Here is a 23,312-nt window from a genome sequence, read left to right on the forward strand (position 1 = left end):
CTGAGCGACGGGGCCCGCTGCGTCCGGTCGATGGACGTGCACTGCCGGGAGAGCAGGCCGGAGTAGGGGGTATTCGTCGCCATGATCATCGGGATCATGGAGGTGAGTGAGAAGTGCGTGTTCGAAAAGCCGTCACTCGCCATGGGCGGGAGCGGCGGGGCCTGTCGTCGTCGATCACGGGCGGTGGGGGTGCCGTGGTCATCCGTGGTCGACGACCCTGCGGGGGACGTCGAAATCCGGCGCGGACGAATCCATCGTTCCTCCCCAGAGGGTGGTTATCCACAATTGCATACTACTGCGCAGTCATATTCGTACCGCCCTTCCCTCCCTCGAACGCCTGTGCGAAAATGATGGCATGTCGTTCGAATCGCGTGGCGGGCCCGCCGAGAGCCCCGGACCCGACGGGGGAGCCCCTCGGGCCGACGGCGCGCCGCGCGCCGGGTCGGCCGAGTCCGGCTCCGGACCGGACGCGCCTCGGACAGGATCGTGGGCCGGGCGGCGCCCGGCGGAGCTCGTGGTGGAGGGCGAGGAGGTCGCCGTCCACGGCATCGACGTCGCCGCGACGCGCTCCGCGCTCGCCCGGCTCGGCGCCTACGGGTCGACCGCACTCACCGCTCTCGCTCCGGAGGCGACGGTCGAGCTGCTGAAGGAGCTGCAGAAGCTCTCGGGCGCCGTGGCCGCCGTGGAGGCCCGCGCGCTCGTCCAGCTCGAGACGGCCGTCGCCGAGGAGAGCCGCCGCCGCGGCGAGGCGCCGAAGCAGGCGCGGAAGATCGCCCGCGCCGAAGCCTCCCTCGCTCTGAAGAGGTCGACCTCCGCCGCGGGCCGGAGCATGTCCACGTGCCGAAGGCTGGTCAGCTCGATGCCGGGCATGCTCACCGCGCTCGCGCACGGCCGGTCCGCTCCGGCGGCCTGCCATCAGGTGGGCAGGGCGGTGGGGCCGGCCACGCCCGAGCAGCGGCGACAGGTCGACCGGATCCTCTCCACCCATCTCGCGGACCTCGAGGACTGCGGTCCGGGGGAGTGGGGCGACGAGGCGGCGCGGATCCTGCACGCCCTCGACCCCCAGGGGGCCTCCGCCCGCCACCGCGAGGCGCGGCGGGAGCGCGGCGTGACCGTGCGACGGGGGCGGCACGGCATGGCGACGCTCACCGCGCACCTCGGAGGGCTCGACGCGGCGCGGATCCGCAAGAACCTCTCAGTCGCGGCGGAGAAGGCGCGCGCCGGCGGCGACCGTCGTGGCCACCAGCAGATCATGGCGGACCTCTTCGCCGACTCGCTCCTCGACCGCGGCGAGGGCGGCGAGCTCGCCACCCTCGACATCGGCGTGATCATCACCGATCGCTCCTTGCTCGCTCCCGCCCATGCCGATGCCGCCACCGTCGAGGGCTTCGGCCCCGTGCCCTACGACCACATCCGCGAGGAGATGCAGCGCGCCCTGGACGACGAGGATCCGGAGGTCGCCCTCGCGCTCCGCACGCTGTACCTGGACAGGGACGACGGACAGCTCGCCGCCGCCGAATCCCGCGCGCGGGAGTTCCCCGGTGCGCTCGCCCGCCTCGTCCGCTTCGCGCACCAGACCTGCCGTGCACCCCACTGCGAGGCGAACATCCGGCAGATCGATCACATCCGCCCCTTCTCCCGCGGAGGACCCACCTCCCGCGACAACGCGAACGGACTCTGCGCGGCCGACAACCAGAAGGAGGAGGCCGGGGCAGGAGCGCGCGTGATCACCGACGAGAACGGGACCCGTCGCACGGTCGAGTGGGTCACCCGCTACGGACAGACCGCCCGGCGGCGCGGCATCGACTTCGACCCCGTCCGCACGGCGATGCGGAAACAGGCGCGCGCCCGCGCGACGAGCCCGCACCCCGAGGCGAAGAGCCCGGTGCACGCCCCGCCGGCGCAGACCGCCGCCGATCCTCCGGCCGACGGAGCGGGCGAGCGTGGACCGCTCACGCTGCTGCACCGATTGCGTGCCCTGCCCGAGCTGCAGGACCCCCGAGCACCGCGAGAGTCCTCCCGGCCGAGCGATGCTGCGGAGGGTCGACCTGCGGCGACTGTCCCGGACGGAGCCGCCCCTGCCCCGAGCGACCGCGCAGGGCCCGGGCCGGCGGACACAGGATCCGCACGTCGGGGAGACCGGCACGCCGGGCGGCGACGCCCGCTGCGCCTCGACCTGCATGTCCTGTGGCACCTCTCGGCCACGGGCGAGGAGCCCCCGACGCAGGACGTGGCCTGAGGGGAAGGCCTCCTGTCCGTCTCAGCCCAGCCCGGCCTCGAGGGTCGACAGCAGGTGCTCGACGAACTCCGCCGGGCGCACCTCGGCGAGGAGGTCCACGGTCGGCTCCCGGCCCCAGCGTCCCAGCTCGTCCCCGACGGTCTGACCGCGGGTGAGGGTTCCGGCGAGCTCCACGTCGACCGCGAGAGGACGGGTTCCGGCGAAATCTCCCGTCACCGCGTGGGCGGTGACCAGCGGGTCGTGCACGTGCGCCATCCACCCGAAGCCGTCGGCCCGGTGGAATTCGAAGTAGAAGCGCACCGCGTCGGCGAGGATCCGCGCGACCGGGTGCGGTGAGCGCTCGGCGAGCTGCTCGAGACGTTCGAGCTGTGTCGCGGAGAAGACGATCCGCTCGGTCGCCTGGAGCGCGCCGAGCACCGGTCGTCGTGGTGCGGTGGCGAAAGCGGCGAGCACGCGCTGCGCCGCCTCCGGATCCACGGCGATGTTCCACTCGCTCGTCGGCCCCGTGTTGCCCCGGTGGTGGATCGACCCGCCCATCACGTGCAGGCGCCTCAGCAGGCGCGGCAGCTCCGGCTCGAGCTCGAGGGCGAGGGCGAGATTCGTGTGCGGGCCGAGGACCAGACCGGTCAGCTCACCGGGTCGCTCCCGTGCGAGGTCGATCCACAGCTGAGCCCCGCGGCGCGGATCCTCGGCACGGACGGGGTCGGGGAGCACCGCATGGCCGAGGCCCGCGGGGCCGTGGGTGTCGTCGGCGAACATCGGCGGCTCGACCAGCGGCCGGTCCGCGCCGAGGGCGACGGGGACCTCGAGCCCCAGCAGTCCCGTGAGCACGAGGTTGTTGCGGTGCACCGTCGCCGCCGGCACGTTCCCGCCGGTGGAGACGATCCCGGCGACTTCCACGTCCGCCCGGCACGCCAGATACGACAGCGCGATCGCATCGTCGATGCCGGTGTCGCAGTCGATGAGGAAGGGAGCGCGCATGGCATCAGCGTACGGGGCGGGCGCATCCCGCTGACGGGTGCGGGGCCGGACGGGTGCGGGCCCGTCGTCAGCGCCCTCCCGTCGACGGATTCGCCGCCGACCCTCCTGCAGTCGACGGATTCGCCGCCGATGGCCCTGCCGCCGACGGCCTCCCCGTCGGCCGTCCCGCCGTGGACCGCCCCGTCAGGGACGTCAGCCGAACGGCGGGAAGAGGAAGAACGCGAGGGCGGCGATGACGAGCGCACCCATCAGCAACGTCCCGCCGAGCACCAGGCGGGGGCGCGCTTGATCGGAGGCCGCCCCCGCCCTCGCACCCTGACCGATGAACCAGGCCGCGAGGGCGGCATCGATCAGTGCGACGAGGAGCAGGAGGAAGAAGGGCAGGTTGTCCATGGCGCCATCCCATCACGTCCCCGCGCATCGGGTCGGGCCCGACCGCCGATCGCCGGCCGGCGGCACCGGTGCCGCCTCACCGCGGCGGGGCGGGCAGCTCCTGGTACGCCTCGAGCAGCGGCATGATCCGCGATCCGATCTCGACCTGGGTGAGCAGCAGACCGAGCGTCCCGTCGGGGTCGACGAAGAAGTCGGTGCCCGCGCCGCCGGACCAGCCCCAACGCCCGCGGTGGGGCCCCTCCGTCACCACGCACACCCCGAAGCCCCAGCTCGAGGCCTCCCAGAACCCGGGGAAGAACGCGGCCGGGTCCTTCGCCTCCGGCGGCACCTGGTCGCTGCGCAGCATCTCCAGGTGCTCGGCGCCCAGCAGCTCGCCGTCCCGTAGTCCCTGCAGGAAGCGCAGGTAGTCGGAGGCGGTGGAGAGCAGCTCGCCGTGGCCCAGGTCGTCGGGCGGCTCGCCGACGTGGACGCCGCCGCCGGCCGCCTCGCGCTCGACCAGCCGGTCTCCCTCGACCGCGTAGGCGGCCGGGATCCGGTCCCGCTCCTGCTCGGCAACGGTGAACCCGGTGTCGCGCAGGCCGAGCGGCGCGAACAGAGTGCGCTCGAGGTGCGCCGCCGTGCTCTCCCCGGAGATCCGTGCCAGCATGATGCCGAGCAGGCCGAAGGAGTGGTGGTAGCGCCACACCTCGCCCGGCTGCCCCACCAGCGGGAGAGCGGAGAGCGCTGCCAGCCAGTCCTCGGCGCCGAGCGTCGGCGGCAGCGGGCCCGCCTCGGTGGAGCTCTCGGCCATGGCCCGCTGCAGCGGACTCTCGGCGAGGATCATCCCGTAGCCGGAGGTGCAGGTCAGCAGGTGGCGCAGGGTGATCGGACGGTCGGCGGGGACGGTGTCCTCCAGCGCAGCCCCGGGGGAGCGCACCACGCGCGCAGCGGCGAGCTCCGGCATCCAGGGCGCGACGGGGGAGTCCAGCGCGAGCTCGCCCCGCTCCACCAGGCGCAGCGCCGCCACGGCCGTGACCAGCTTCGTCATCGACTGGATGCGGAAGATCGCGTCGGGGCGCATCGGGGGTCCGTCCACCGCCAGGGCACCGGCGGCGACGGGCTCGGGATCATGGCCGTGCGCGATCACCCCGCCGGGCACGATGCCGTCGGCGACGGCGTTCTCGAGGAGTCGGGCGGCGGACGTGGTCGGCGTCGACATGCGGCCCAGGGTACGGGCCGGGGCGCGCCCGGCAGGCGCACGCGGCCGTGTCGCTCCCCGGACCTGCCCCTCCCTAGACTCGACCCATGAGCACCTTCGAGGACTTCGTGACCCTGGACCCCAGGGAGGTCCCGCTGGGCGGACCCCGCGGCATGACCGTGCACCGCACCCTGCCGGCGAAGCGCACCTCGCTCATCGGCGCCTGGTGCTTCGTGGACCACTTCGGGCCCGACGACGTCTCCGACGGCGGGATGCAGGTGGCGCGCCACCCCCACACGGGACTCGCGACCGTCTCCTGGCTGTTCGAGGGCGCGATCACCCACCGCGACTCGATCGGCAGCCACGCGCTGGTGCGCCCCGGCGACGTGGACCTCATGGTCGCCGGCTCCGGCATCACCCATTCGGAGTACTCCGTCGCCGACACCACGATCCTCCACGGGGTCCAGCTCTGGTACGCCCTGCCCGAGCGCACCCGTTTCCGCGATCAGCACTTCGAGGTGCACACCCCGCCCGTGATCACGACCGGCGCCGCCCGTGCCCGGGTGGGGATGGGGCGGCTGCGCGCCACCGACGACGACGGCGCCGAGCTCGAGGACACCAGTCCCGTGGTCACCGATACGGCGCTCGGCATGGCCCAGATCGAGGTGCGGGCGGGACGCGGCCTGTCCCTCGAGCTGGACGCGCGGCACGAGCACGGCCTGCTCGTGGATTCCGGCGCCGCGCGACTGCGCGCCGGGGAGCGCACCGCCTCCGCCGGGCGCCGGGAGCTGGTGGTGCTGCCCGACGCCACCTCCCGGCTGGAGCTGCACGCCGAGGAGGGTGAGGAGCTGCGCGTGATGCTGCTGAGCGGGGAGCCGCTCGGCGAGGACATCATCATGTGGTGGAACTTCGTGGCGCGCACCCACGAGGAGATCGCAGCCTTCCGCGGCCGCTACCAGGCCGAGATCGGCCACGAGCTCTCCCTCGATCAGGCCCCGATCGCCCCGATCGTCCGCGAGCGGGCGGGCCTTTCCGCCGAGGACGAGCAGTTCGGGCCCTTCGCCGCGCACACCCCCGCCGCGCTCCCGGCCCCGATGCTGCCGAACGGACGCCTGCGTTCGCGCGGCCGTCACGGCCCGCCCGGCTGACCTCCGTCTCCGCTCCCGCACACCGCACGGCGCCACCCCTGACAGACATCCCCGAGCCGACAACCCCATGAAGGACGACGTGACCACTCCCGATCTGCCCTCCGCAGAGACCCCCGACGCAGCCACCTCCGTCGCGACCACCGACTCCGGGCCGTCCGCCGCCCCGGGGAACCCCGCGCCCGATCAGACCGAGCGGGTGATGCTGCGCAGCGCCGAGGAGGAAGGCGGCCGAGGCCGCCCCGGCGACCGGATCGTCGTCGGGGACACCACCGGCGCCCTCACCGCCGCCGCGCTCGACCTCGCCGCCGAGCACCCCGGGGCGCGGGTCTGGTCCTGGAGCGCCTCCCGTGCGGAGACGGCGGCGCTCGCCGAACGCTTCCCCGCCCAGCTCGAGGCGGGCCGCCTGGTGCTGCCGACGGACCATGACCCGCAGCCGCTCGAGGAGTTCGCCGCAGGATCGGGAGCCCGCCTCGTGCTCGCCCGCCTGCCCAAGTCGCTCGCCGCCCTCGAGGATCTCGCCCGACGCGTCGCCCTGCTCGCCGCCGTCGGCGGGCGCGAGGACCTCACGCTGATCGCGGGCGGACGCGTCAAGCACATGACCCGCTCCCAGAACGACGTGCTCGCCACCGCCTTCGCCGAGGTCCGTGCCTCCCGCGGCCTCGGCAAGTCCCGGGCCCTGCTCGCCACCGGTCCGCGGGCCGGCGTCGCCGCGCCGGAGCCCGCCACCGGCGCCGTGACCGTGCCCGTCCACGGGAAGCGGCGCGAGCTCGCGCTGCGCGGGATCGGCGGCGTGTTCGGCGGTGCCCGGGCCGATGCCGGCAGCCTGCTGCTGCTCGAGACGCTCGATGCCGCGCTCGCCGCGGGCGAGATCGAGGTGCGCACCGCCGTCGACCTGGGCAGCGGCAACGGACTGCTCACCGCCTATCTCGCCGCCGCCCTGTCGGAGTCGACGGTCCTGGGCAGCGATGACGACGCCGACGCGGTCGCCTCCACCCGCGCGACGCTCGCCGACTCCGGGCTCGAGCGTGACACGGTGCGCGTGAGCTGGGACGACTCACTGTCCCAGGAGCCGACGGGAACGGTGGAGGAGGGCGCTGACCTGGTGCTGGTGAACCCGCCCTTCCATGACGGGACCGTGGTGGACCCGACCCTGGTGCAGGGTGTGCTGGACGCGGCGGCGCGCGTGCTCCGCCCGGGCGGCCGACTGTGGTTCGTGCACAACTCCCACCTGCGCTACCGCCCTGAGCTCGAGGCCCGCTTCGAGGGCGTCCGCCAGCGTGCCCGGGACCGCCGCTTCACCGTGCTCAGCGCCGTGGCCCGCGCGGCCCGGCCCTGAGGAGCGCGGCGGCATGAGGCTCTACCTTTCCTCCTATCAGCTGGGCGAGCAGGGGCCGAGGCTGCGGGACATGGTGCTCGGCAGCGGGCTCGGGCACGGGCTCGTCGTCGCCAATGCCCTCGACGGGGGCGATGAGACACGGCGGCAGGAGGACACCCGTCGCCAGATCGCGATGCTCGCGGAGCTCGGGCTCACGGCGACGGATCTCGACCTGCGCGAGCACCGCCCGTCCACGATCCGGGACTCGGTCGGCGAGCCGGACTTCCTCTGGATCCGCGGCGGCAACGTGTTCACCCTGCGCATGGCGATGGCACGCTCGGGACTGGACGCTGTCATCGTGGACGGTCTAGCGCGGGACGCCTTCGTCTATGCCGGGTTCAGCGCCGGTCCGTGCGTGCTCGCACCGTCCCTCGAAGGGCTCGAGCTGTGCGATCCGGTGGACGACTGCCTCGCCGCGCACGGCGAGGTGCGATTCGATGCCCTGGGCGTGCTGGATCGTCCCGTCGTGCCCCATCTGGACTCCCCGGGGCATCCGGAGACGGCTTTGCTGGGCGAGGTTGCGCGGCGGTACGAGGCTGCCGGGGCCCCCTACTGGGGCCTGCGCGACGGGCAGGTGCTCATCATCGACGGCGAGGTCGCCGAGGTGCGCTGACCGGCCCCGCACCGCGCACATCTGCCTAGCGGAAGGGCTGCCCGGAGGAGGTCCTGCCGCGGGGAGTCGCGGGGCGGGGGCGAGAGGGGGAGGGTCAGCGGACCAGGCTGCGCAGCACCGAGGTGAACATGCCCAGCCCGTCGGTGCCGGTGCGGGTGCCCTCGCCGGGATGGTCCGGCCCGAAGCCGGCCTCGACCGCGTGCTCGGGATGCGGCATCAGGCCCACCACGTTGCCCTCGGCGTTGGTGATGCCGGCGATGTCGTGACGCGAGCCGTTGGGGTTCTGCTCGAACCCGGCGGGGCCGTGGGTGGCGCCGGCGGCGTAGCGGAAGACGACGCGGCCCTCGTCCTCGAGCTCGGCGAGCGTGCGCTCGTCGGCGACGTACTGGCCGTCCTGGTTCTTCAGCGGGATCCGGATCACCTGGCCGGTGTCGTAGCCGGTGGTCCAGGCGGTGCGGGTGTTCTCGACGGTCAGCGGCTGGTCGCGGCAGAGGAAGGAGCGGTGCGCGTTCTTGATCATCGCGCCGGGCAGCAGATGCGTCTCGCAGAGGATCTGGAAGCCGTTGCAGATGCCGAGGACCGGCATCCCGCCGCGTGCGGCGTCGACGACCTTCCCCATGACCGGCGCGAACCCGGAGATGGCCCCGGCGCGCAGGTAGTCGCCGTAGGAGAAGCCGCCGGGGAGCACCACCGCCTCGACGCCCTGCAGATCGTCCTCGCCGTGCCACAGCGCGACCGGCTCGGCGCCCGCGAGTCGCACGGCGCGCAGCGCATCCCGGTCGTCCAGCGTGCCCGGGAAGGTCACCACACCGATGCGCATCAGCCCTGCGCCTCCCCGTCGGCCGCGTCCTCGACGTCGATCGCGACGACGTCCTCGATCACGGGGTTGGACAGCAGCGTGGTCGCGGCCTCGCGGAGGGAGGCGAGGACCTCGTCGGTGACCTCTCCCTCGACCTCGAGCTCGAACCGCTTGCCCTGGCGCACCGAGGCGATGCCCTCGAAGCCGAGGCGCGGCAGCGCGGCGGCGACGGCCTTGCCCTGCGGGTCGAGGATCTCCGGCTTGGGCATGACGTGGACCACGACACGTGGCATGGGTGCTCTCCTGGGGGACGACGGTCCGACGGGCGGGCCGGACGAGTGGATGCGGCGAGCGGGCGCGGCGTCGGCGCACACGGCGTCCGACGGGGCGAACCCGACCTCGCTCATGGTACCGAGTGGGGCAGGAGGCGCGCCGGGCCGCCCAGGGTGCGATCCGCCTCCCCGTCGCAGCCTCCCCGTCGCAGTCGCCGCGCCCACAGCAGGGCGAGCGGTCGCCGCCGCCCTGGGCAAAGGCACCGCGTCGGAGATAGGTTCGAGGGCACCGGCACCCCGCTCCTCAGACACACTCCTCAGACCTCGACCTCCGGAGGAACCGATGAAGATCCGCCATCTCGTCCATTCGTGCCTGCTCGTGGAGGTCGCCGGCCGGCGACTGCTCATCGATCCCGGCGGCTTCAGCGGCGAGGCCGTGCGCGGGCTCGGCGAGGAGGTGCTCGCGGGGATCGACGCCGTGCTGGTCACCCACCAGCATCCCGATCACCTGGACCGGGCGCTGCTGGACGAGGTGCTCGCGCTGTCGCCGGAGGCCGAGGTGATCGCGGAGCCGGAGACCGCGGAGGTGCTCGCCGAGCCCGGAGGGGAGGGTGCGGCCGCGCTCACCTCCGAGCAGCTGCTGTCGCTCGCCGCCGGGGCGACCCACGAGTTGCCCGCCGTCGAGGGCGAGGCGCCGCTGCGGATCGAGGCCGTCGGCGGGCACCACGCGATCATCCACCCGGACATCCCGCGGGTGGGCAACAGCGGGATCGTGCTCTCCGCGGGGGACGAGCCCCGGCTGGGCGTGACCGGCGACTCCCTCGAGCCGGTCCCGCAGTTCCACGGCATCGACGTGCTCGCCTTCGCGGTCGTCGCCCCCTGGTCGAAGATGGCCGAGACCATCGACTTCCTGCGGGCTGTCGGCCCCGTGCTCGCGCTGCCCGTGCACGACGCGGTCGCGAGCGACCACGGCCGCCCGATCTACCTGCGCCAGTCCACGGCCCTCGCCCCCGAGGGCACCGAGGTGCGGGACTGGCCGGAGAACGGCACGGTCGAGATCCCGGCCTCCTGAGCGGCGGTCGCGCGGGCGGCATGCGGACACGGAAGGGGACGCGGTGAGGACGCACGACGCACGAGACGACGACCCGGTCGCGCGCGCCCTGCGCGCCGTGCCGCGCGAGCAGTTCCTCCCGGCGGAGGTCCGCGACCGGGCGCGGCTCGACGCCCCACTGCCGATCGGCGACGGACAGACGAACTCGCAGCCGAGCACCGTCGTGGACATGCTGCGTCTGCTCGCGGTGCACCCCGGGCAGCGCGTGCTCGACCTCGGGTCCGGGTCCGGCTGGACCACCGCGCTGCTCGCCCATCTCGTCGGCCCCACCGGGAGGGTGCTCGGGGTGGAGCGGCAGCAGAGCCTGCTCGATCCCGCCCGGGAGGCGATCGCGCGGACCGTCCCCGACGATCGCGCGGAGATCCGCGCCGCCCTCCCCGGCGTGCTCGGGCTGCCCGAGGACGGTCCCTTCGACCGCATCCTCGTCTCCGCGGGGGCGCGGCGCCACCCGCCCGGACTGGTCGAGCAGCTCGCCGACGGCGGCGTGATGGTGCTCCCCGTCGCCGAGCAGATGCGGCGCATCGTCCGCGACGGCGAGGAGCTGCACGAGAGCATCCACGGGGCCTACCGCTTCGTGCCGCTCATCGAGGACGACTGACCCTCGTCGGCCGTGCCCGCCGGAGCGGGCAGGACTCAGAACCTCTCGCCGGTCAGCCGCTCGTAGGCCTCGACATAGCGAGCACGGGTCTGCGCGACCACCTCGGAGGGCAGCGCGGGCGGCGCTTCCTGCGAGCCCTTGGACCAGCCGGAGGCGGGGGAGGTCAGCCAGTCCCGCACGAACTGCTTGTCCAGGCTCGGCGGGGTGCGGCCCGGGGTGTGGGCGTCCGCGGACCAGAAACGGCTGGAGTCCGGGGTGAGCACCTCGTCGCCGAGCGCGAGCGTGCCGTCCAGGCGCGAGCGGCCGAACTCGAACTTGGTGTCGGCCAGGATGATCCCGCGCTCGGCGGCGATCCTGCGGGCCCGCTCGAACAGCGCCAGGGTGAGGGACTCGAGCTGCTCGGTGAGCTGCTCGCCCAGCAGCTCGCGGGCCTGGGCGACGGTGATGTTCTCGTCGTGCTCCCCGGCCTCCGCCTTGGTGGAGGGCGTGAAGATCGCCGGCTCCAGCCGCGAGGCCTCCACCAGCCCCGCAGGCAGCACGTGCCCGCCGACGGAGCCGCCGGCGCGGTAGTCGGCCAGTCCCGAGCCGGTGAGGTGGCCGCGCGCGATGCACTCCAGCGCCACCATGTCCAGGCCGCGGCAGCGCAGCGCGCGGCCGGTCACCGACGCCGGCACGTCGGTCGCGGAGAGCACGTGATGGGGGACGATGTCCGCCAGCTGCTCGAACCAGAACAGGCTGATGCCGGTGAGCAGGCGACCCTTGTCCGGGATGCCGGGCTGCAAGGAGTGGTCGTAGGCGCTGATGCGGTCGGTCGCCAGGACCAGCACCTCGGTGGCGGCCGACGGGTCGACGCCCGTGGGCACGTAGAGCTCGCGGACCTTGCCCGAGACCACGTGGTCCCAGCCCTCCAGCCGGGGGGCCTCGATCAGCGGGGCGGTGGTGGTGGAGCTCATGCGCGATCCTCCGTGGCTGCCTGCTCGTCGGCCGCGGCGCGGCGCGCGATGTCGGTGCGGTGGTGGGAGCCTTCGAGGCCGATACGCCCGGTCGCGGCCAGGGCCAGGGTCCGAGCGGCCTCGAGATCCGCACCGGTCGCGACCACGGACAGCACCCGCCCGCCGGCGCTGACCAGCACCTCGTCCGCGGTGGCGGTGCCGGCATGGATCACGTGCGCGCCGAGGCTCTCGCTCTCCTCGATCCCGGTGATCGCGTCCCCGCTGCGGGAGGAGCCGGGATAGCCGGCGGAGGCGAGGACCACCGTCACCGCGGCCTCCTCGCTCCAGGACAGCTCCTCCTCCGTGGCGAGCTCACCGCGGGCGGCGGCCAGCAGCAGGGGGGCGAAGGGGGAGGTGAGGCGCTCGAGGACCACCTGGGTCTCGGGGTCGCCGAAGCGGGCGTTGAACTCGACCACCCGCAGTCCGCGCGAGGTCAGGGCCAGGCCGCAGTACAGCACGCCCACGAAGGGGATGCCGCGCCCGGCGAGCTCGTCGATCGTGGGCTGTGCGACGGTGCGCACCACCTCCTCGACCAGACCCTCGGGAGCCCAGGGGAGCGGGGAGTAGGCGCCCATGCCGCCGGTGTTCGGGCCCTCGTCGTCGTCCAGGGCGCGCTTGAAGTCCTGCGCGGGGGCCAGCGGCACCACCCGGGTGCCGTCGCTGAGGCAGAACAGGGACACCTCGGGCCCGTCGAGGAACTCCTCGAGCACCACCGAGCCGCCCGCGGCGAGCACCGACTGCGCATGCGCGACGGCCGCGGCACGGTCCTCGGTGACCACCACGCCCTTGCCGGCGGCGAGCCCGTCGGCCTTGACCACGAAGGGCACGTCGCCCAGCGGGTTGACCCGGTCCAGGCCGGCGTCGAGCTGCTCGAGGGCGGTGACCGTGACCGAGGCGGCGGTCGGCACGCCTGCGGCGGCCATGATCTCCTTCGCCCAGGACTTCGAGCCCTCGAGACGGGCGGCCGCGGCCGACGGGCCGAAGACGGTCAGCCCCGCCTCGCGCAGGCGATCCGCGGAGCCTGCCACGAGCGGGGCCTCCGGGCCGATGACCACGAGGTCTGCGCGCAGCTCCCGGGCCAGGGCGACCTGCCCGTCGAGGTCGGAGACGGGGACGTCGTGACAGGTGGCGAGCTGCGCGATGCCGGGGTTGCCGGGCGCGGCGTGCAGCTCGGGAGCGGGCTGGTCTGCTGCGAGGCGGCGGACGATCGCGTGCTCGCGACCTCCGGAGCCGATGACGAGGATCTTCACGCGGGTCAGCGTACCCACGGCCCACGGGGCGCCGGAGAAGTGCCCGCACTGCGACACCGTGGGGACGACGCCGGTTGCCAGCCAGCTCGTCGTGGACTCGTCATGGATAGGTCGCGTCCCAGAGCCCGAGCTCATCGAGCACCGAGGCTGCCGGGGTCGGTCCCTCGGCGGGGAGCGGAGACGGTTCCGTGGACGGGAGCTCGACATCGGTGAGCAGGCGATGGAGATCTCGCTGGTGACGTGCCTCCGCGAGGTTCGAGTCGGTGAGCTCCTCGGCGATGTCGTCGAGGTCGCGTCCTTCTCGGAGCAAGCGGGCTGCGGTGATCGGGCCGATGCCCCGGACTCCGGGCATGCCGTCGGACCGGTCGCCGACGAGCGCGACGTAGTCGCACCACTGGCTCGCGCGAATCCCGTAACGCTCCACGATCCTCTCGGGTGTCGTCCAGCCCATCACCGTGCCGCGCGCGGAGTCCCATTGGGTGACGTGAGCAGTCACCAGCTGATGGAAGTCCTTGTCCCGGCTCACCAGGATCGAGCGGCCCCGCCGGGCGCTGCCCTGGGCGATCGAGGACGCGATGACGTCGTCGGCTTCTGCGCTCTCGTGCTCGATGCAGGACATCTTCCAGACCTCGAGAGCACGCACGATCCACGGCAGGTGTCGGAACGGACTGTGCTCAGCTCCCGCGGCCGGGAGCCGACGCCCTGCGCGGTACCTCGCGTCGAGGCGAGAGCGGCGCGTCGGCGCGTCGGCGTCGAAGACGACGAGCGCATGCGTGGGCCTGATCGGGGAGTTGGACAGAGCCTTCCTGGTCAGAGCCAAGAAGCCGAACAGGCCGGTGACGTCATGGCCGGCTCGGTTGCGGATGCGCGAAGGGAACCCGAACTCTGCTCGATAGAGCATCTGGGTTCCATCGACGAATGCGGTGGCGCGAGGGGTGTTCGTGGGCATGGGGCGCTCCGGTGTGCAGTGAGATCTGCCCGGGCGCGCCAGGTCGACCGGCGCCGGGGTCCGCGCACCTCTCCTGGTGCGCGGAAGGTCGGGATCGAGCATATCCGGGTGCTCTGCCGTGCGGGGGAGACCCGGTCCGGTCGAGGCCGTCGGCCGCGCCGACGGTCTTGCGACCGCAGGTGCGCTCGCCGCTACGATCGGGCGCATGCCCGCCGAGCCCCAGGTTCCCGACCCTGCCGCGTCCGCACCGGATCCGACGCCGCGCGGACCGCGCACGACGCGACTGCGCCTGGACCTGTCCTACGACGGCACCGACTTCCACGGGTGGGCCGCCCAGCCCGGTCAGCGCACCGTCCAGGGCGAGCTCGAGCAGGCACTCGGCCGCATCGCCCGGTTCCCCGCCCGGGTGACCGTCGCCGGACGCACCGACACCGGCGTCCACGCCCGGGGGCAGGTCTGCCATCTGGATCTGCCCGACGACGCGCTCGCCACCCTGCCCGGGCGCTCGGACCGCAGCCCTGCGGACGCTCTCGTGACCCGCCTCGCCGGGGTGCTGCCCGCGGACGTCGTCGTGCACGTGGCCCGTGAGGTGCCGCGCGACTTCGACGCCCGCTTCGGGGCGCTGTGGCGCCGTTACCGCTATCGCATCTCCGACGGTCCGGCCGCTCACGACCCGCTGCGCCGCGACGTGCTGCGCCACCGTCGGCCGCTGGACGTCGAGGCGATGGCGCGGGCGAGCGCCCCGCTGCTCGGCGAGCACGACTTCCTCTCCTACTGTCGTCCGCGCGAGGGCGCGACCACGGTCCGCGAGCTGCGGGAGCTGCGCTGGGAGCGGCCCGGGGAGGGCCAGGCCGACGAGGGCCTGATCGTCGCCACCGTCGTCGCCGACGCCTTCTGCCACCACATGGTGCGCTCCCTGGTGGGTGCGCTCCTGGGCGTGGGGGAGGGGCGCAAGGACGAGAGCTGGCCGACCCGGGTCCTGGCGGCCCGCACCCGTGAGTCCTCCACCCGTGATGCCCCCGGCGCGGCGCCGCTGTGCCCGCCGCAGGGCCTGACCCTCGACCATGTTGCCTACCCGCCGGACGAGGAGCTCGCCGCCTGGGCCGCCCGCACCCGGACCCTGCGCCGTCCGCTGCCGACGGAGGCGGACCCGGGGTCCGTCGAGACTGCCGCGGAGCCGGATCCGGAGGCGGGCGCAGATCACACCCCGAACAGGGCCTCCTCGCGTTGACGCTGCCGCCGGGCGCCCCGTAGCATGAGTGGTCGTTGTGCCTCGATGTGTGCCCGACTCCGCAGCCGTTCTCTCACGCCCGGCGCGAAAGGGCATCTCACACACATCCAGGACCGCCGTCGCGTCGTGAGCGGAGCGGGCCGGGTGCAGCCACAGGGGCCATGCTTTTACCCGAAGGAAGCGTGCCCACGGTCCATCGAATCGTGCCTGGACGGCAGTCCGCCGCCCGGGCACCACTACGAGAGAAGAAGGCACGAGTGCGTACGTTCACCCCGAAGCCCGGCGATGTCGAGCGTTCCTGGTACGTCATCGACGCAGCGGATGTCGTCCTCGGCCGGCTCGCTTCCCAGGCTGCTCAGCTCCTCCGGGGAAAGCACAAGCCGGTCTTCGCACCCCACGTGGATGCAGGCGACTTCGTGATCATCATCAACGCTGACAAGGTCGCGCTGACCGGCAACAAGCGGGAGGCCAAGCTGGCCTACCGCCACTCCGGCTACCCGGGCGGCCTCCGCGGCGTCCCCTACTCCGAGCTGCTCGAGAAGAACCCCGAGCGCGCGGTGGAGAAGGCCGTCCGCGGCATGCTCCCCAAGAACAAGCTCGCCGATCAGCAGATCAAGAAGCTCAAGATCTACTCGGGCTCGGAGCACCCCCACAGCGCTCAGCAGCCCGTCCCCTTCACCATCGATCAGGTGGCGCAGTAAGCGGGGGCGTCCCGCCACTCCGCCCTGCCGCACGGAAGAACCAAGGAGAACCGTGACTGAGACCACCCCCGAGACCCTCGAGGCCGTGACCGAAGAGTCCGCCCCGGAGAGCTACACCACCGAGTCGACCGGCGAAGCCGCCGTCGGCGCCGGCCAGTCCGCGATCGAGGCGGGCTACGGCACCGGCCGTCGCAAGCAGGCCATCGCCCGCGTTCGTCTGATCCCCGGCTCCGGCCAGTGGACCATCAACGACCGCACGATCGAGGACTACTTCCCGAACAAGCTGCACCAGCAGGAGATCAACGACCCGTTCACGGTCCTCGACCTCCAGGGCCGCTTCGACGTCATCGTCCGCCTGCACGGCGGCGGCCCGTCCGGACAGGCCGGCGCCGTGCGCCTCGGCGTGTCCCGCGCGCTGAACGCGATCGATGAGGAGGCCAACCGCGCCACCCTCAAGAAGGCCGGCTTCCTCAAGCGCGACGCCCGCATCATCGAGCGCAAGAAGGCAGGCCTCAAGAAGGCCCGCAAGGCGCCGCAGTACTCCAAGCGCTGATCGGCCGCGGAGCAGGCGCTCCGCACCGCTCACGCCGGACGCACGATGCCCTCGACCTCCGGGTCGGGGGCATCGTCGCGTCCGGGGCGCGTCGCGGGCGGTGGTCGTGCGTCGGGCCGTTCGCCCGTCACCACGGCGCACCGGGACGTGGACCGGCCGGGAACGGGCGCGCGGAGAACGCCGAGGGCGGACGCAGAGAGGGCCGGGGGTCGGCGGACGCAGAGAGGACCGGGGATGGGCGGAAGCACTCCTCGGCACTACGCTCCGAGGATGGCCACGGCATCACGGACCCAGCGCTGGTGGGGCGGCCCGCTCGACACGGAGCAGCTGGCACGCACCGCCGCACTCCGCGTCCGCGACGCTGCCCGGGAGCTCGCCGCCGCCCGTGGCCTGGACCTGCGCATCGACGCTCCTGAGGAGCTGATCGCCGCGTCCTTCGCCGCGATCGACCACCTGCGGATCGACGGCCGGGCCCCGCAGACCTGGGGCGAGCTCTCCGGATTCGTCGCGGCCCGGGACGGCTGGGTGCGCCTGCACGGCAACTACCCCCATCACGCCGCTGCGCTCACCGATGCGCTGGGCGTGCGCGACCGGGCCGGTCTCGAGCGCGATATCGGCCGCCGGGATGCGGTCGAGATCGAGGAGCGGGTCTCCGCCGCCGGAGGGATCGCGGTCGCGGTGCGCACCGCGCAGCAGTGGCGCGAGCACCCGCAGTCCACAGCCACCGCCGGGGAGCCGTGGTCGATCGTCGAGGACCGCGGCGAGCGCCCGGCCCCGGGTCCGGTGAGCGGTGGTCGGCGTCCGATCGGCGATGGGCCGGTGCCCGTCGGCGGGAGCGGCGCGGCGCCTGCGCCTGTCCGCCGTGGAGCAGTGGAGCCGGCGCCCGTCGGCCCCGGGGACGCCGCTCTGCTCCCGCTCCCGCTCGAGGGCGTGCGCGTGCTGGACCTGACCCGCGTCATCGCGGGCCCCACCTGCACCCAGGTGCTCGCCTGTCTGGGGGCCGACGTGCTGCGCATCGATCCGCCGCATCGCCCCGAGCTCCTCGATCAGCACCTCTCCACCGGGATGGGGAAGCGGTCCGCCGTGCTGGATCTCCGCCGTCGCGCCGAGGCGGAGCAGCTGCGCGCTCTCGCCTCGGGGGCCGACGTCATCCTCGACGGCTATCGGCCCGGCGCCCTCGCCGCACTCGGCGTCGGGACCGGAGATCTCGCACGGCTGGCGCCGCGCGCGGTGATCTGCTCCCTCTCCGCCTGGGGCGAGCACGGACCCTGGGGACAGCGTGCGGGCTTCGACTCGATCGTCCAGGCCGCGACCGGGATCGCGGTGCGCTGCGGCAGCGTCGATCGGCCCGGAGCGCTGCCGGTCCAAGCCCTCGACCACGCGACCGGGCACCTGCTGGCCGCGCACATCCTCGACGCCCTCGCCCGCGGCCGCGCCGTCACGGTGCGGGCGAGCCTGCTCGGAGCGGCGCGGACGCTGCTGACCGACATCCCGCCGCCGGACCGCGCCGCACCGGGGGAGCCGCCGCCGGACCGCGCCGCACCGGGGGAGCCGCCGGCGCATGGAGCGGCGCCGGGGGCAGGACGGCCCGGCGCAGGGCCTCGGGCCGACGCCGGGGCATCACTCGGGGCCCCGTTGGTGTCCGTCCCGTCGGCCGACGGCCCGCTGGTGGTGGCTCCACCGCCGCTCCTGCTCGACGGCCGCACGCTCGAGCAGGCGGTGGGGCCCTTCGGGAAGGCCCGCGCGGCGTGGCGTGTCTGAGAGCGGACGGAACAGCGACGCGCCGAGCCGATCCCCCGATTTCTCCCAGCGGTGAAGGGTTTCGGGGGAATGGGTGAGGTGACCCGCGGTGTGTCTCCGACGTCGCGCGGGAGGAGCGGACGCGCCGCCGACACCGCGCTCGCGGACGGCGTACGGGCACAGGCTGGGGCACATCGTTCCGGCACGGCGCTCCGGCACGCCGCTCCGGTACATCGTTCCGGCACACCGTTCCGGCACGCCGCTCCGGGTCAGCTCAGCAGCTCGCGGAGGTCCTCGGCGGTCACCGCCGCGCGGAAGGCGTCGCCGCCGTCGGTGAGGGCGTCGAACAGCTCGGCCTTGCGCCGCTGCAGGGCGAGCACCTTCTCCTCGATGGTGTCCTCGGCGATCATCCGGTACACCATCACCTGTCGCTCCTGCCCGATGCGGTGCGCGCGGTCCACCGCCTGGTTCTCCGCCGCCGGGTTCCACCACGGGTCCAGCAGGAACACGTAGTCCGCCTCGGTGAGGGTGAGGCCGAAGCCGCCGGCCTTCAGCGAGATGAGGAACACCGGGGCGTCACCCTCCCGGAAGCCCGCCACCGCAGCGTCGCGGTCCTTCGTCGAGCCGTCCAGATGCGCATAGCGGACCTCGCGCCGGTCCAGCTCGGCGGCGACGCGGTCCAGGTAGGAGGTGAACTGGCTGAACAGCAGCACCCGGTGCCCGTCCCCGATCACCTCGTCGAGCCGGTCGAACAGCGCCTCGAGCTTCGAGCTGGGCACGTCCGCGTACTCCTCGCCGTCGACCAGGGCCGGGTCCAGCGCCATCATCCGCAGCAGGGTCAGCGAGCGGAACACGATGAAGCGGCTGCGGTCCAGATCGGTGTCGATCAGGCCCAGCACCTTCTTCCGCTCGCGCTGCAGCACCGAGTCGTAGACCGCGCGATGCTCCGGGGAGAGGGTCACCGTGAGCACCTCCTCGTGCTTCTCGGGCAGCTCGGCGGCGACCAGCTCCTTGGTGCGGCGCAGCAGGAAGGGGCGCACGCGTCGGCGCAGCAGCTCCATCCGCCCGGGATGGTCCCCGGTCTCGATCGGGAGGGTGTACCGCTTGCGGAACCCGATCGCAGTGCCCAGCAGACCGGGCGTCACCAGGTCGAGGATCGCCCACAGGTCGTCCAGGGAGTTCTCCATCGGCGTACCGGTGATCGCGAGCCGGAACCGTGCCCGCACGCCCTGGGCCGCGCGGTGGGTGCGGGAACGGCGATTCTTGACGAACTGCGCCTCGTCCAGCACGAACCCCTGGAAGAAGGACCCGGCGAACTCCTCCTCGTCGATGCGCAGCACCGAGTAGCTGGTGACCACCAGGTCCGCGCCGACGGTCGCCGACGACAGATCCGCTCCCCGCGCGGCCGCCGTGCGGTCCAGCACCCGCACGGTCAGGTCCGGGGTGAAGCGCTCCGCCTCGCGCCGCCACACCGGCAGCACCGAGGCGGGGGCGACCACGAGGAAGGGAGCGGCCGACGGGTCCTCCTCGCGGGCGTGCGCGATCAGGGAGAGGGTCTGGAGCGTCTTTCCCAGGCCCATGTCGTCCGCCAGCACCCCGCCGAGGCCGTGCGCGAACAGGAAGGCGAGCCAGCCGAATCCCTCGTGCTGGTAGTCGCGCAGCTCGGCCCGCACCGATCGGGGCAGGGGCGGCGCGGGAGCGACCTCGAGGTCGCGCAGGGACAGGGCGGTGGCGCTCCACTCCCGGCTCGCCACGGTCTCGTCGGCGATCTCCTGGAGGTCGTCCCACATGTCCACCTGGAAGCGGGAGATCCGCTGGCGCTCCGGCTCCCACTCGGAGAGCGCCTCGCCCTCCCGGATCAGCTCCCGCAGCGCGTCGAAGGCCGGATGATCCAGGGAGAAGTAGGTGCGGTCCTGCAGCAGCAGCTTGGACCGGCCCTGGGCGAGGGCCACGAACAGGCTCGGGAACGGGATCTGCCGTCCCTCGATCGTGACTTCGAAACCGAGGTCGAACCAGTCGTTCTTGCCCGGCGAGGCCTGCTGGGTCACGCGCACCTGCGGGGCCCCGTCGAGCTCACGATAGGCGTGCCGGGTGCCGGTGATCTCGACCTCGACATGGTCGAGGGCGGCGAGGTCGTCGAGCACGTGCTCGGTGAAGCGCGCCGTGTCGGTGCCGCTGAGCAGCTCGGGGGAGTCGGTGGCGCTCAGCGGCCACAGCGTCATCGCCTCGGCGATCACGGCGTCCTCATGGGCGTGGTCGCGGTGAGCGCCCTGGCGCCGGTCCATGGGCAGCACCCGATGGGGGTCGTGATACTGCCAGGACCAGCGCAGCGAGAGTCGGTCCCCGGAGGCGTAGGCGGCGGTGAGGTGCAGGGTGGGCCGACGTGCCGCGGGCAGCTCGACGCTGCCGTCCACGCTGGTGACCGCGGTGAGGGAGCGCAGCCGGGGATAGGCGACCTCGAGGAACGCCTCGCGGTCCGGGGCCGGGACCGTGAGCGGCTCGCGCCGGTGCAGCAGGGCCCGCAGATCGCGGGGCACCGAAGCGCCCAGAGGGGCGATGCGCGCGATGAGCAGATCGTCGTCGGCCGCCTCGACGTCGAGCACTCCGGAGGCGCCCAGCAGCCGGCTCCCGTCGGCCCTCTCCCCGGCGATCGCGGTGCGCGGCAGGACCCGGAGATCGCCGGTCGCCCCGTCGGACTGCAGGTCCAGCCCCACCTCGGCGTGGGAGAGGAGCTCGACGGCGGCGAGCCCGCTGCCGGGCAGGAACTCGACCCCGGCCGCGCGGGCGTGCTCGAGCGACTGCCACAGCAGCGGCGAGGTGATCGAGTTCAGCCACAGGTGCTCGATCGCGCCGCTGGAGTAGGAGCGCTCCACCGAGGCGGCGGCGAAGAGGCGGGTGAGCGCCTCGCCCTGGGCCGGGTCGTACTCGCGCCCGGCGAGGCGGTACTCGAACGTGCGCCAGGACAGGTCCCCCTTGATCCAGGCCCCCTTGCGCCCCCGCGTCAGGGGCCGCATCCCGAGCCACAGATCGGCGCCCGCGGCGATTCGGGCGGGGGTCGCGACCTCGCGATGGTGGCGGGAGGTGCCGGTGCCCGAGGTGCCCGCCTCGAGATCGAAGCGCAGCGCGAGGGGACGCGGCGGCGTCGAGGTGCCGGAGCCGGTGGAGGACGAGCTGCTCAGCAGCGGACGCAGCACGCTGCGCCACTCCGCGGGCGGGGCCTCCTGCATCGCCCGGGTGCCGAGGTCGTTGAGCCGGTAGAGCGTCGCGGCGACATGCACGCAGGCCTCGCCGACGACGCAGTCGCAGCCGGATCCGCGCGGACGCCACAGCCCTCCGGGCCCGGGGGCGTGGAAGCGGCGCGAGACGGAGTCGTCCTCGTACTCCACCAGCTCCACCTCGGCACGACGGGACGCACCGTCCTCATCGCTCACCCGCGCCGACACGACCGAGGACGCGACATCCCAGGCGAGATCGTCGACACGTCCGGCCCGCGCCGCGGCCAGGCCCCGGCTCGCGCTGCGATCGCCCACGTGGTGGCTGATCGCCGAGGGGAGCAGGCGGGGGAGCAGGACGGGATCGGGCATCCCTCCAAAGTAACCGCCACGGACCGCCGGTGACGAGAGCCATGACGGAACAGCGGGCCTCCAGCGGGTAGTCTCACAGCGCACCTGCGGACCCGCTCCCGCTCCCGGCCCCGCCGCGGGGCAGCGCCCGCGGCGGACACCCGGATCCCGATCCTCGCAAGGAGAACCCTGTGGCACGACTCTTCGGCACCGACGGAGTGCGCGGACGCGCGAACGGCGACATCACCGCAGAGCTCGCGGTGGAGCTGTCCGTGGGCGCGGCCCACGTGCTCGGCACGCTCGGCGCCTTCAACGGCACCCGCGACGACACCCGCCCCCGCGCCATCGTCGCCCGCGACACCCGCCCCTCGGGCGACTTCCTCTCCGCCGCGGTCAGCGCCGGGCTGGCCTCCGCCGGGGTCGACGTGCTCGACGCCGAGGTGCTGCCCACCCCGGGGCTCGCCCACCTTGTGCAGTCCACCGGCGCGGACCTCGGCGTGATGATCTCCGCCTCCCACAACCCCGCCCCGGACAACGGCATCAAGTTCTTCGCCCGCGGCGGCGTGAAGCTGCCCGACGAGGTCGAGGACGCGATCGAGGCCCGCCTCGGCGAGGAATGGGACCGCCCCCAGGGCAGCGACGTCGGCACCATCACCCGGTACGAGGGTGCCGTCGAGGCGTACGTCGAGCATCTCGTGGCGACCCTGGACCGCTCCCTCGACGGGCTCACCGTCGTCGCCGACTGCGCCAACGGCGCCGCCTCGGTCACCGGGCCCGAGGCGCTGCGGCGCGCCGGCGCCACCGTGCACGTCATCGGGGACCTCAGCGACGGCGGCCTGATCAACGACGGCGTCGGCTCCACCCACCTCGGTCCGCTGCAGGCCGCGGTGCGCGAGCACGGCGCCGACATCGGCGTCGCCTTCGACGGCGACGCCGACCGCTGCCTCGCGGTCGACGCCGACGGGGAGGTCATCGACGGCGACCAGATCATGGCGATCCTCGCCCTGGACCTCAAGGAGCGCGGGAAGCTGCACGACGACACCCTCGTGGTCACCGTGATGAGCAACCTCGGCCTCAAGCTCGCCATGAGGGAGCACGGCATCGTGCTCGGCCAGACGGGAGTGGGCGACCGCTACGTGCTCGAGGAGATGAACCTCGGCGGCTACTCCATCGGCGGCGAGCAGTCCGGCCACGTGATCATCGCCGAGCACGCCACCACCGGTGACGGCGAGCTGACCGCCCTGCACCTGCTGCAGCGCATCGCGGGGACCGGGCGCTCCGCGCGCGAGCTCGCCGACGTCATGACCCGCCTCCCGCAGGCGCTGATCAACGTCAAGGACGTCGACAAGGCCAAGGCCACCATCGACCGCGGGGTGACCGACGCCGTCGCCGCCGCGGAGAAGGAGCTGGGGGAGTCCGGGCGCGTGCTGCTGCGACCCTCCGGCACAGAGCCGCTGGTGCGCGTCATGGTCGAGGCGCCCACCGACGAGCAGGCCTCCGAGGTCGCCGAGCGCCTCGCCGTCATCGTGCGGGAGCGCGTGGGCTTCTGAGCGCTGCGGCGCCGCGATCCGGCGCCCGCCGCGGCGCCCGGCCCGGTGCGCCGCTGCGTGGTGCCGAGGCACGGCAT

Annotated in this window: 20 protein-coding genes; 11 read left to right on the plus strand and 9 right to left on the minus strand. The window is 73.6% G+C overall.

Annotated elements, in window-relative coordinates; all coding sequences use genetic code 11:
* Window positions 1-355 precede the first annotated feature (355 nt).
* On the plus strand, window positions 356-2,239 hold the full coding sequence (locus tag ACT3SP_RS17150; protein ID WP_444588508.1) for an HNH endonuclease: 1,884 nt from the start codon (window positions 356-358) through the stop codon (window positions 2,237-2,239).
* A gap of 21 nt (window positions 2,240-2,260) precedes the next feature.
* On the opposite strand, the gene ACT3SP_RS17155 is transcribed toward ACT3SP_RS17150, so the two are convergent.
* The 3 genes from ACT3SP_RS17155 to ACT3SP_RS17165 form a co-directional block, all read right to left on the minus strand.
* Window positions 2,261-3,220, minus strand: a complete 960-nt coding sequence (locus ACT3SP_RS17155) for a nucleoside hydrolase (protein ID WP_444588509.1) — start codon at window positions 3,218-3,220, stop codon at window positions 2,261-2,263.
* Between the two features lie 192 nt (window positions 3,221-3,412).
* A complete protein-coding gene (locus tag ACT3SP_RS17160; protein WP_444588510.1) occupies window positions 3,413-3,613 on the minus strand; it encodes a hypothetical protein in 201 nt (66 codons plus the stop codon).
* A 76-nt stretch (window positions 3,614-3,689) separates the two neighbouring features.
* Window positions 3,690-4,811 (minus strand): serine hydrolase domain-containing protein, encoded by a 1,122-nt coding sequence (locus ACT3SP_RS17165; RefSeq protein ID WP_444588511.1) that lies wholly within the window; start codon window positions 4,809-4,811, stop codon window positions 3,690-3,692.
* Window positions 4,812-4,897: 86 nt separating this feature from the next.
* Between ACT3SP_RS17165 and ACT3SP_RS17170 the strand changes: the two genes are divergently transcribed.
* The 3 genes from ACT3SP_RS17170 to ACT3SP_RS17180 all read left to right on the plus strand — a co-directional run bounded on the left by ACT3SP_RS17170 (window position 4,898) and on the right by ACT3SP_RS17180 (window position 7,926).
* Window positions 4,898-5,938 carry a pirin family protein gene (locus ACT3SP_RS17170; RefSeq protein WP_444588512.1) on the plus strand — a complete coding sequence of 347 codons (1,041 nt, stop codon included), beginning with the start codon at window positions 4,898-4,900 and terminating at the stop codon, window positions 5,936-5,938.
* A gap of 79 nt (window positions 5,939-6,017) precedes the next feature.
* A complete protein-coding gene (locus ACT3SP_RS17175) occupies window positions 6,018-7,274 on the plus strand; it encodes a class I SAM-dependent methyltransferase (protein WP_444588513.1) in 1,257 nt (418 codons plus the stop codon).
* A gap of 13 nt (window positions 7,275-7,287) precedes the next feature.
* On the plus strand, window positions 7,288-7,926 hold the full coding sequence (locus tag ACT3SP_RS17180) for a Type 1 glutamine amidotransferase-like domain-containing protein (protein ID WP_444588514.1): 639 nt from the start codon (window positions 7,288-7,290) through the stop codon (window positions 7,924-7,926).
* A gap of 94 nt (window positions 7,927-8,020) precedes the next feature.
* On the opposite strand, the gene purQ is transcribed toward ACT3SP_RS17180, so the two are convergent.
* On the minus strand, window positions 8,021-8,746 hold the full coding sequence (gene purQ, locus ACT3SP_RS17185; protein WP_444588515.1) for a phosphoribosylformylglycinamidine synthase subunit PurQ: 726 nt from the start codon (window positions 8,744-8,746) through the stop codon (window positions 8,021-8,023).
* Window positions 8,746-9,018: a phosphoribosylformylglycinamidine synthase subunit PurS gene (gene purS / locus ACT3SP_RS17190; RefSeq protein WP_444588516.1), complete on the minus strand. Its 273-nt coding sequence runs from the start codon at window positions 9,016-9,018 to the stop codon at window positions 8,746-8,748. The genes purQ and purS overlap by 1 nt, the downstream gene beginning before the upstream one ends.
* A 322-nt stretch (window positions 9,019-9,340) precedes the next feature.
* Between purS and ACT3SP_RS17195 the strand changes: the two genes are divergently transcribed.
* Window positions 9,341-10,069 carry an MBL fold metallo-hydrolase gene (locus ACT3SP_RS17195; RefSeq protein WP_444588517.1) on the plus strand — a complete coding sequence of 243 codons (729 nt, stop codon included), beginning with the start codon at window positions 9,341-9,343 and terminating at the stop codon, window positions 10,067-10,069.
* Window positions 10,070-10,112: 43 nt separating this feature from the next.
* A complete protein-coding gene (locus ACT3SP_RS17200) occupies window positions 10,113-10,706 on the plus strand; it encodes a protein-L-isoaspartate O-methyltransferase family protein (protein ID WP_444588518.1) in 594 nt (197 codons plus the stop codon).
* Window positions 10,707-10,741: 35 nt separating this feature from the next.
* On the opposite strand, the gene ACT3SP_RS17205 is transcribed toward ACT3SP_RS17200, so the two are convergent.
* The 3 genes from ACT3SP_RS17205 to ACT3SP_RS17215 form a co-directional block, all read right to left on the minus strand.
* A complete protein-coding gene (locus ACT3SP_RS17205) occupies window positions 10,742-11,659 on the minus strand; it encodes a phosphoribosylaminoimidazolesuccinocarboxamide synthase (RefSeq protein ID WP_444588519.1) in 918 nt (305 codons plus the stop codon).
* Window positions 11,656-12,948, minus strand: a complete 1,293-nt coding sequence (gene purD / locus ACT3SP_RS17210) for a phosphoribosylamine--glycine ligase (RefSeq protein ID WP_444588520.1) — start codon at window positions 12,946-12,948, stop codon at window positions 11,656-11,658. The genes ACT3SP_RS17205 and purD overlap by 4 nt, the downstream gene beginning before the upstream one ends.
* 100 nt (window positions 12,949-13,048) lie before the next feature.
* Window positions 13,049-14,104 carry a 5'-3' exonuclease gene (locus ACT3SP_RS17215; protein ID WP_444588521.1) on the minus strand — a complete coding sequence of 352 codons (1,056 nt, stop codon included), beginning with the start codon at window positions 14,102-14,104 and terminating at the stop codon, window positions 13,049-13,051.
* Here ACT3SP_RS17215 and truA point away from each other — a divergent pair.
* The 4 genes from truA (at window position 14,103) to ACT3SP_RS17235 (ending at window position 18,143) form a co-directional block, all read left to right on the plus strand.
* The gene (gene truA / locus ACT3SP_RS17220; RefSeq protein ID WP_444588522.1) at window positions 14,103-15,128 is read left to right on the plus strand and encodes a tRNA pseudouridine(38-40) synthase TruA; all 1,026 of its coding nucleotides are present in this window, start codon (window positions 14,103-14,105) and stop codon (window positions 15,126-15,128) included. The two genes, ACT3SP_RS17215 and truA, sit on opposite strands and share 2 nt — an antisense overlap.
* Window positions 15,129-15,385: 257 nt before the next feature.
* Window positions 15,386-15,829, plus strand: coding sequence for a 50S ribosomal protein L13 (rplM, locus tag ACT3SP_RS17225; protein WP_444588523.1), 444 nt, complete (start codon window positions 15,386-15,388; stop codon window positions 15,827-15,829).
* A gap of 52 nt (window positions 15,830-15,881) precedes the next feature.
* The gene (gene rpsI, locus ACT3SP_RS17230) at window positions 15,882-16,382 is read left to right on the plus strand and encodes a 30S ribosomal protein S9 (RefSeq protein ID WP_444588524.1); all 501 of its coding nucleotides are present in this window, start codon (window positions 15,882-15,884) and stop codon (window positions 16,380-16,382) included.
* 270 nt (window positions 16,383-16,652) lie between these two features.
* Complete coding sequence (locus tag ACT3SP_RS17235; protein WP_444588525.1) at window positions 16,653-18,143, plus strand: CoA transferase; 1,491 nt, start codon at window positions 16,653-16,655, stop codon at window positions 18,141-18,143.
* Window positions 18,144-18,391: 248 nt separating this feature from the next.
* Here ACT3SP_RS17235 and ACT3SP_RS17240 read toward each other — a convergent pair whose 3' ends face one another.
* The gene (locus ACT3SP_RS17240; RefSeq protein ID WP_444588526.1) at window positions 18,392-21,706 is read right to left on the minus strand and encodes a DEAD/DEAH box helicase; all 3,315 of its coding nucleotides are present in this window, start codon (window positions 21,704-21,706) and stop codon (window positions 18,392-18,394) included.
* A gap of 170 nt (window positions 21,707-21,876) precedes the next feature.
* Here ACT3SP_RS17240 and glmM point away from each other — a divergent pair, with 170 nt between their 5' ends.
* Window positions 21,877-23,235, plus strand: a complete 1,359-nt coding sequence (glmM, locus tag ACT3SP_RS17245; RefSeq protein WP_444588527.1) for a phosphoglucosamine mutase — start codon at window positions 21,877-21,879, stop codon at window positions 23,233-23,235.
* Window positions 23,236-23,312 lie beyond the last annotated feature (77 nt).

The organism is Brachybacterium sp. AOP43-C2-M15 (assembly GCF_052446295.1).
In the GTDB taxonomy this organism is placed as follows: domain Bacteria; phylum Actinomycetota; class Actinomycetes; order Actinomycetales; family Dermabacteraceae; genus Brachybacterium.

Bases quoted from the DNA above. Each gene is read 5' to 3' on its own strand.
- ACT3SP_RS17150 (WP_444588508.1), top strand. From the start codon at position 356: ATGTCGTTCGAATCGCGTGGCGGGCCCGCCGAGAGCCCCGGACCCGAC.
- ACT3SP_RS17155 (WP_444588509.1), bottom strand. From the start codon at position 3,220: ATGCGCGCTCCCTTCCTCATCGACTGCGACACCGGCATCGACGATGCG.
- ACT3SP_RS17160 (WP_444588510.1), bottom strand. From the start codon at position 3,613: ATGGACAACCTGCCCTTCTTCCTCCTGCTCCTCGTCGCACTGATCGAT.
- ACT3SP_RS17165 (WP_444588511.1), bottom strand. From the start codon at position 4,811: ATGTCGACGCCGACCACGTCCGCCGCCCGACTCCTCGAGAACGCCGTC.
- ACT3SP_RS17170 (WP_444588512.1), top strand. From the start codon at position 4,898: ATGAGCACCTTCGAGGACTTCGTGACCCTGGACCCCAGGGAGGTCCCG.
- ACT3SP_RS17180 (WP_444588514.1), top strand. From the start codon at position 7,288: ATGAGGCTCTACCTTTCCTCCTATCAGCTGGGCGAGCAGGGGCCGAGG.
- purQ (WP_444588515.1), bottom strand. From the start codon at position 8,746: ATGCGCATCGGTGTGGTGACCTTCCCGGGCACGCTGGACGACCGGGAT.
- purS (WP_444588516.1), bottom strand. From the start codon at position 9,018: ATGCCACGTGTCGTGGTCCACGTCATGCCCAAGCCGGAGATCCTCGAC.
- ACT3SP_RS17195 (WP_444588517.1), top strand. From the start codon at position 9,341: ATGAAGATCCGCCATCTCGTCCATTCGTGCCTGCTCGTGGAGGTCGCC.
- ACT3SP_RS17205 (WP_444588519.1), bottom strand. From the start codon at position 11,659: ATGAGCTCCACCACCACCGCCCCGCTGATCGAGGCCCCCCGGCTGGAG.
- truA (WP_444588522.1), top strand. From the start codon at position 14,103: ATGCCCGCCGAGCCCCAGGTTCCCGACCCTGCCGCGTCCGCACCGGAT.
- ACT3SP_RS17215 (WP_444588521.1), bottom strand. From the start codon at position 14,104: ATGCGCCCGATCGTAGCGGCGAGCGCACCTGCGGTCGCAAGACCGTCG.
- ACT3SP_RS17235 (WP_444588525.1), top strand. From the start codon at position 16,653: ATGGCCACGGCATCACGGACCCAGCGCTGGTGGGGCGGCCCGCTCGAC.
- ACT3SP_RS17240 (WP_444588526.1), bottom strand. From the start codon at position 21,706: ATGCCCGATCCCGTCCTGCTCCCCCGCCTGCTCCCCTCGGCGATCAGC.